The sequence below is a fragment of the Candidatus Protochlamydia sp. R18 genome (assembly GCF_000648255.1).
Taxonomy (GTDB): domain Bacteria; phylum Chlamydiota; class Chlamydiia; order Chlamydiales; family Parachlamydiaceae; genus Protochlamydia; species Protochlamydia amoebophila.
In genome coordinates, this window is record NZ_BASL01000749.1 from 75,523 (window position 1) to 81,656 (window position 6,134).

The 6,134-nt window shown below is 34.1% G+C and carries 7 protein-coding genes; 5 read left to right on the forward strand and 2 right to left on the reverse strand.

The window, feature by feature from the left end; genetic code table 11:
• Positions 1-51: 51 nt before the first annotated feature.
• On the reverse strand, positions 52-870 hold the full coding sequence (locus TY19_RS27285; protein ID WP_042282062.1) for a hypothetical protein: 819 nt from the start codon (positions 868-870) through the stop codon (positions 52-54).
• A gap of 132 nt (positions 871-1,002) precedes the next feature.
• Between TY19_RS27285 and TY19_RS27290 the strand changes: the two genes are divergently transcribed.
• The gene (locus TY19_RS27290) at positions 1,003-1,359 is read left to right on the forward strand and encodes a Fur family transcriptional regulator (protein WP_042282065.1); all 357 of its coding nucleotides are present in this window, start codon (positions 1,003-1,005) and stop codon (positions 1,357-1,359) included.
• 325 nt (positions 1,360-1,684) lie between these two features.
• On the opposite strand, the gene mnmA is transcribed toward TY19_RS27290, so the two are convergent.
• Positions 1,685-2,833: a tRNA 2-thiouridine(34) synthase MnmA gene (mnmA, locus tag TY19_RS27295; RefSeq protein ID WP_320408607.1), complete on the reverse strand. Its 1,149-nt coding sequence runs from the start codon at positions 2,831-2,833 to the stop codon at positions 1,685-1,687.
• Positions 2,834-3,252: 419 nt separating this feature from the next.
• On the opposite strand from mnmA, the gene nrdR reads away from it, so the two are divergent.
• From nrdR to TY19_RS27315, 4 genes are read left to right on the forward strand one after another with little or no spacing between them, the layout of a single operon-like run.
• Entirely contained in the window at positions 3,253-3,741 is a 489-nt protein-coding gene (gene nrdR / locus TY19_RS27300) for a transcriptional regulator NrdR (protein WP_011176344.1), read from the forward strand.
• A 49-nt stretch (positions 3,742-3,790) separates the two neighbouring features.
• Positions 3,791-4,156, forward strand: coding sequence for a TraR/DksA family transcriptional regulator (locus tag TY19_RS27305; protein WP_042282070.1), 366 nt, complete (start codon positions 3,791-3,793; stop codon positions 4,154-4,156).
• A gap of 16 nt (positions 4,157-4,172) precedes the next feature.
• Positions 4,173-4,700: a signal peptidase II gene (gene lspA / locus TY19_RS27310; protein ID WP_042282072.1), complete on the forward strand. Its 528-nt coding sequence runs from the start codon at positions 4,173-4,175 to the stop codon at positions 4,698-4,700.
• 8 nt (positions 4,701-4,708) lie between these two features.
• A complete protein-coding gene (locus TY19_RS27315) occupies positions 4,709-5,404 on the forward strand; it encodes a hypothetical protein (protein WP_042282074.1) in 696 nt (231 codons plus the stop codon).
• Positions 5,405-6,134 lie beyond the last annotated feature (730 nt).

The window sequence follows — 6,134 nt, forward strand, 5'->3', positions numbered from 1 at the left end:
TTGCAAAATAACTTTAAAAACTATTTTTTAATCGTTGTACTTCAATTCTCATTAAGTAGCAAAGGGATTGAGAGGGGGAAATGTTAAGCGAATTTTTTGTTTTTCAGGATGCAAGCGATTTAAAACACTTAAACTCTGAATTAACATGACGATAGATCTTATTTTCAAAAAAGAAAATTCTAACTTTGTTGAAATCATGTTGAGTTCTGAAAGCATAAAAACGGATTCAATCAATAGTCCACTACTTTGAATGATTAAATCTGATTGAAAATAATGTTCATGTTGTTGCGAGGAGTAAAAATGCTTCCAAATAAGGTTTGTTGTATGAATCGTATAGCCGAGTAATGTTAAAGCAGAGCTGAATAAGGCTAGTCGTTGATCCCATTTATCTAAAGAAAGAAGTTTGAGTCTACCAAGTAATGATGTTGTAAATAATCCATGAGCGATAAAATGAGAAACCCGTGCAGCTGTTTTAGCGATATCAATAAATGGGGGATGATTTTCCCGTTGTTTAGTAAGTACGATAAAAGTTCCATTTGCAATGTTTAACAAATCGCTCAGGACGCTAACCCCATGCAACCCCTCGTGTAAAACATGGGCACCGTCATGAAGACTCTTAAAAAAATCATATGTTTCTATAGTCGCATATAATTTTAAAAGGCGATTAAATAGATGGAAAGTCTCGTTGACGATAATTGCAATTTTTTCTGCTGAAGCGACGTTTTGAAATGCATAAAGTAGTCGACGGGAAGGCTCTTTAGGTTTCAAATAGAGAGATACACGGGCTTCTTGGGTACCGGCTTGAAATTTTTTAATTTTAATTTCAGGTTTAAATGTTTCTAGTCCAACGCATGCACCCCCACCACACATAGTATGCTCCTTTTTAAAAAATTGTTTCAAGAAAAACAGTAAAGCGGTAATGTTATTGCAAATGCATTATTAATAGCAATAAGGAATTCTAATCCTTTGTGTTTACTAACTTTACTTAAATATCGGTTGGCAATGAAAAGAATGACGCGACAACGATGTGCGATGTTAAATTGTTTTAAACAAGTTAAACGCCCTTTAAGTGCTCAAGAATTAGAAGAATTAACAACGATTAATTTAGCGACAATTTATCGAAATTTAAAAATGTTAATGGAAGAAAAAATTTTAGTTGTAGTCCAGCTACCTGGGCAACCTCCTCGCTATGAATATAATGGTTTAGAAGAACACCATCATTTTTTATGTCAATCCTGTAATCGCTTATTTGATGTGGAAGAAAGTGCTGTTCATGCCTCCTCCCACATTCCAGAAGGTTTTCAATTAGTAAAATGTGAGGTGACTCTTCACGGTGTTTGCGGAGAATGTAATTCCTAATTCGAATATATACTTAAATTTTAAGAGGTGAAAATGCATCATTTATCAAAAAAACTACTTTTGGTTGCATTAGTTTTTTGTTTATGTGGAATAAAACACATAGAAAATTATTTCTATCTGTTTCAAAACCCTCAGAAATGTACAGCTTGTAAAGAATGTTAACAAAGCTGAAATGGGGCTAATTAAACTTCACTATTTCATTCCTGGCTTGCAAACAACAAGAAGATGTGTAGAAAAATAAAAAGAGAGTAAATTTTTTTTGAAGAATTAGTCGAACAGGTTTCTTACTCCTTGCCAAAATTTCAAACCAGAAAGAACATAATTTTTAGTCATCTCTTGGGCTCTGGTGAGGCAAGGACTTTTCCTGATCATAATAAGTAGGTCCCGGTTGTTGAATGACCCCTCCTCCTAGACAAATATTACCTACATAAAAGACAATTGATTGGCCAGGTGTGACGGCTCTTTGAGGGCGATCGAATGTTACAAAAGCTTTCCCATTTTCAATCCGTTGAATCGTACAGAATTGATCGTTTTGTCGATAACGAACTTTTGATTGGCAGGTATAGGGAAGAAGGGGAGCTTCAGCAACCCATGATAAATCGGTGGCAATGAGTTCGTCACAGTATAAGGCTGGATGATTGGCTCCTTGTTCTACAAAAACAATCCCCCGTTCGTGATCTTTACCTACCACAAACCAAGCTTCTCCTGCACCGCCAATACCTAACCCTTTTCTTTGCCCTAAGGTGTAATAAGCTGTGCCCATATGCTTTCCCACATTTTTTCCTTGTAATGTTTGAAAAACGCCGGGTTGAATAGCCACATATTGGCTGAGAAACGAGCGAAAATCTCTTTCCCCAATAAAGCATATTCCAGTGCTGTCCTTTTTTTCGGCAGTCACCAATCGATGTTTACGAGCTATATCTCGCACTTGGCTTTTTTCTAACCCTCCAACAGGGAAAAGCACCTGCTGTAGAATCTGTTGGTTGAGTGTGTAAAGAAAATAAGTTTGATCTTTATTGTGATCTATCCCTTTAACTAAAGCTGGCGATCCTTTATCAAGGATAAGATTTTGACAGTAGTGACCTGTTGCCAAAAAATCAGCACCTAATTCTAAGGCTTTTTCTAAAAAGACTTTAAATTTGATTTCTCGATTGCATAAAATGTCAGGATTAGGTGTCCATCCTTTTTGAAAATCAGCAATAAACTGGGTAAAAACTTGTTTTCTGTAATTTTCGACAAAATTAACGGCATAATAGGGGATATCAATGTGATCGCAGACACGGCGTACATCGTCGTAATCTTGTGCTGAACTGCAAACCCCGTTTTCATCTTTTTCTTCCCAATTCTTCATAAAAAGGCCAATCACGTTGTAGCCTTGCTCTTTCATCAACAGAGCCGAAACAGAAGAATCCACTCCTCCAGACATGCCAACGACAACAGTTTTTTGATTTTTCATAACTATTTTAGCTTTAATTTTTTAAAAATAAATATAAATAGCATTTTCTTAAAAATCAAGAATTCATCAAAGGTAAACAAATAGGAAGTTGGACTAATTAAAAAATAATCAGAGAAATTCATTAAATTGGGAAAAGCTACTGTAGAAACTAAATAATTAATTTAAAGAGTTTTTTTTAATAAATTATTTCAAATTTAAATTTGATTTTGAAACAAATAATAATTTAAAAGTTGATTTTTTTGTCTTCTCTGCGTAAAACCTTGGTGAATAAATAAATTAAGGCATTTTTTGCTAAAATAAAAATGGAGAATAGTTGAAACTTTATTATTTCAATCGATTTTTAAATAGGAACGTTTGAATTTATACAATGAAGAAAAGTCGAATTTGATGTATGAACAACTTTGACTGAAAATGAATGAACTCATGGAGGATTGAGCATGAGATGTCCCTTTTGTCAATTTGAGGGATTGAAAGTGACTGACTCTCGAGATGCAATGGAAATGAATGCGATTAGAAGAAGAAGAGAGTGCTTGAATTGTCTTAAGCGTTTTACTACTTTTGAAACAATCGAATTGACAGTACAAGTGCAAAAAAGAGATGGAACTTATGAAGATTTTCAACAACATAAGTTAATTAATGGATTAGCTGCTGCATGTAGGCATACCAAAATTAGCCATGATCAGGTAATCAGTTTAGCTGCTCAAATGACAAACGAATTAATGCAGTCTCAAATACAACAAATAAGCACCACACAGTTAGGTGAGATGGCCATGAAACATTTACAAAGTCTTGACCCCATCGCTTATATTCGTTTTGCGTGTGTGTATAAAAGATTTAAAGATTTAGGTGAGTTAGAAGAAGCAATTAAAACAATTCAATCCAAAGACGAAGACAAATCTTGCTCGATATTAAAGGATTTGTTATAGGCTTCGAGCTTTATTGTTAAAGGCGCAAATAGACGATAGGAGGTCAAAAATGGCATTAAAAAAAACAGAAGTTGCAAAGTTTAAAAAACGTTTAGAAGATATGCGTATGCAACTTACGCATTCATTAAAGGGATCAACAGCGGAAGTAAAAACACCTGATGAAGCGACTGGTTATTCTCAACACCAAGCAGATCAAGGGACAGATGACTTTGATCGTACTATTAGTTTAGAAGTCACAAGTAAAGAATATGGGATTTTAAGACAGATTGATCGGGCTCTAGAAAAAATTGAGGAAAATACTTATGGTGTTTGTGATATTACAGGTGAAGATATTCCTATTGCGCGATTAGACGCTGTTCCTTACGCGGTCATGACTGTTAAAGCACAAGAAAAATTTGAAAAAGGTTTGCTATAGGACTTAAGTTAAGTAAATGAATGAATATTTCTCAGTTATACCAACTCATAAAAATCAATTACTCTTTCGCTTTATCTGGATAGGGTTAGCTATTTTATTATTGGATCAGATCTCAAAATTCTTCGTTTTCCATCTTGTTCCTCACATGGATTTTTCTGTATATAAGTATCCTTATGGAGGGGTGGAAGTCGTGAGGAATTTTGGGGGAATTGAGTTTTCGATCAACCACATGACGAATAAAGGGGCTGCCTGGGGAATGTTTGGGAATTACCAGTTGTCTCTGATGCTCTTTCGTATAGGATTAATCGCTGGGTTGTGTGTGTACTTGTTTCACTTTAACCAACAAAAAGCCTGGCAAATTCCTTTGATTTTAATTATCGCAGGAGCAATTGGTAATGTCTTGGATTTCTTTTTTTATGGACATGTGGTGGATATGCTTCATTTCGTATTATGGGGATATGATTTTCCTGTTTTTAATGTTGCCGATAGCTTTATTTCAATTGGCATTGGTTTATTGTTTATTCTTTCTTTGTTTAAGTCTTAACGGTGCCCATGTATTCTTCATTACCTATTCGTACAAAAGTGGAATCCCCTTTTCAAGCTTCAAAATGGTTGCAATGCCCAGTCTTATTAGATGAAGAAGAAATGAAATGTTTATTGACAGCGCTTGGAAATTTCTGGATTTTTAATGTCAGCGGTATTTTAAAATCTTCGGAAGGTGATATTTCCCAAGAAGAATTTTTAAAACAGTATACGTTGTATATTCAAAATTTGAAAAATGGTCAGTATCCGAATGATCAACTCATTAGACGGTTTTTCTCGACTGTTTTTACTCTGGATCTAAATGCCCTTTATGAAGTACCTGTTGCTAACGAACAAAAACTAATTCGAGTGGAAAAACCTGTGATTCAGTTGCAATCTCATCGCTTTGATTACTCTTTGGCTGATGGAAAGTTTCGGTCGATGGTTCTGGGCCAACATAGCATTTACTGGGGTATTCAATTTTCTTATCCCCAACTTTTTCAAGATCGCTCTTTTCAAGTAAAAAATGTTAGAGAAAATGAAGAATTTCCCAATACGGTTTTATTTAAACGTTTGCAAAGATGGGTTAGACATCACACAACTCCCACTTCATTTCTTATTAATCAACAAATAATAAATGTCCCTATCAGGTTGGGAAAGCAATGTTTAAGCTGGATCAACAAACATCCCCAGTTAAATGAAAAAAAATTATTAGTGCAAATTTAACAAACGTTATTTTCTTTATGAACGAGTGTGATTGATAAAGACAAACTTAATGTTAGTTAAAGACAAATTTTTTTTGATAGATTTCTTTTCTTCAAATTTAAACTCTCTTAAAATCATTATTTAATATAAGAGACTATGGTTGAATTTAATTAATTTAAAGAGTTGTTTAATCATCAATTTGGTTGGCCATAGCAAAGTAAATCCTATTTTCACTCTGTAGCATACGGCTCAAAATTTTTGCTTAAGCTCCTAAACTTACCAAACCATGTAAAAGCTCTTTCAACTATCCATCTTTTTGACTGAGCTATAAAACTCTTCTCCTTTCACTTAACATTCTCAATTTTGTGGCCTAAGTCTTTCCATTTCTTCTTCTAAATCTTTGCTTATATAGCCTTAAAATAATTTGGAATTGAGTCTAAAAGAAAAAAAAGAAAATCTGGCGCCGAAAAAAGAGTAGCTTCTCCTAGAAAGATAAAGGATAAAATTTTATTAAAATTCATCAAGCCTCAACAGATGCCTATTTAAGAGATAATCACCGCTCATTTCGGCTTCACTGTACAAGCTATTTTTTATGCTTACAAACGACAAAAAATCACCTTAAAAAAAGGGCTTTCTATCAAGAAAGATCTGTCGATAAGGTTGGGTATGCCATTTTTTGGTAGTGCTAAATAGGTAAGGCTATTTCAATAAACTGATCTAATTTGATAGATTAATTATTCTAATTCAAGCG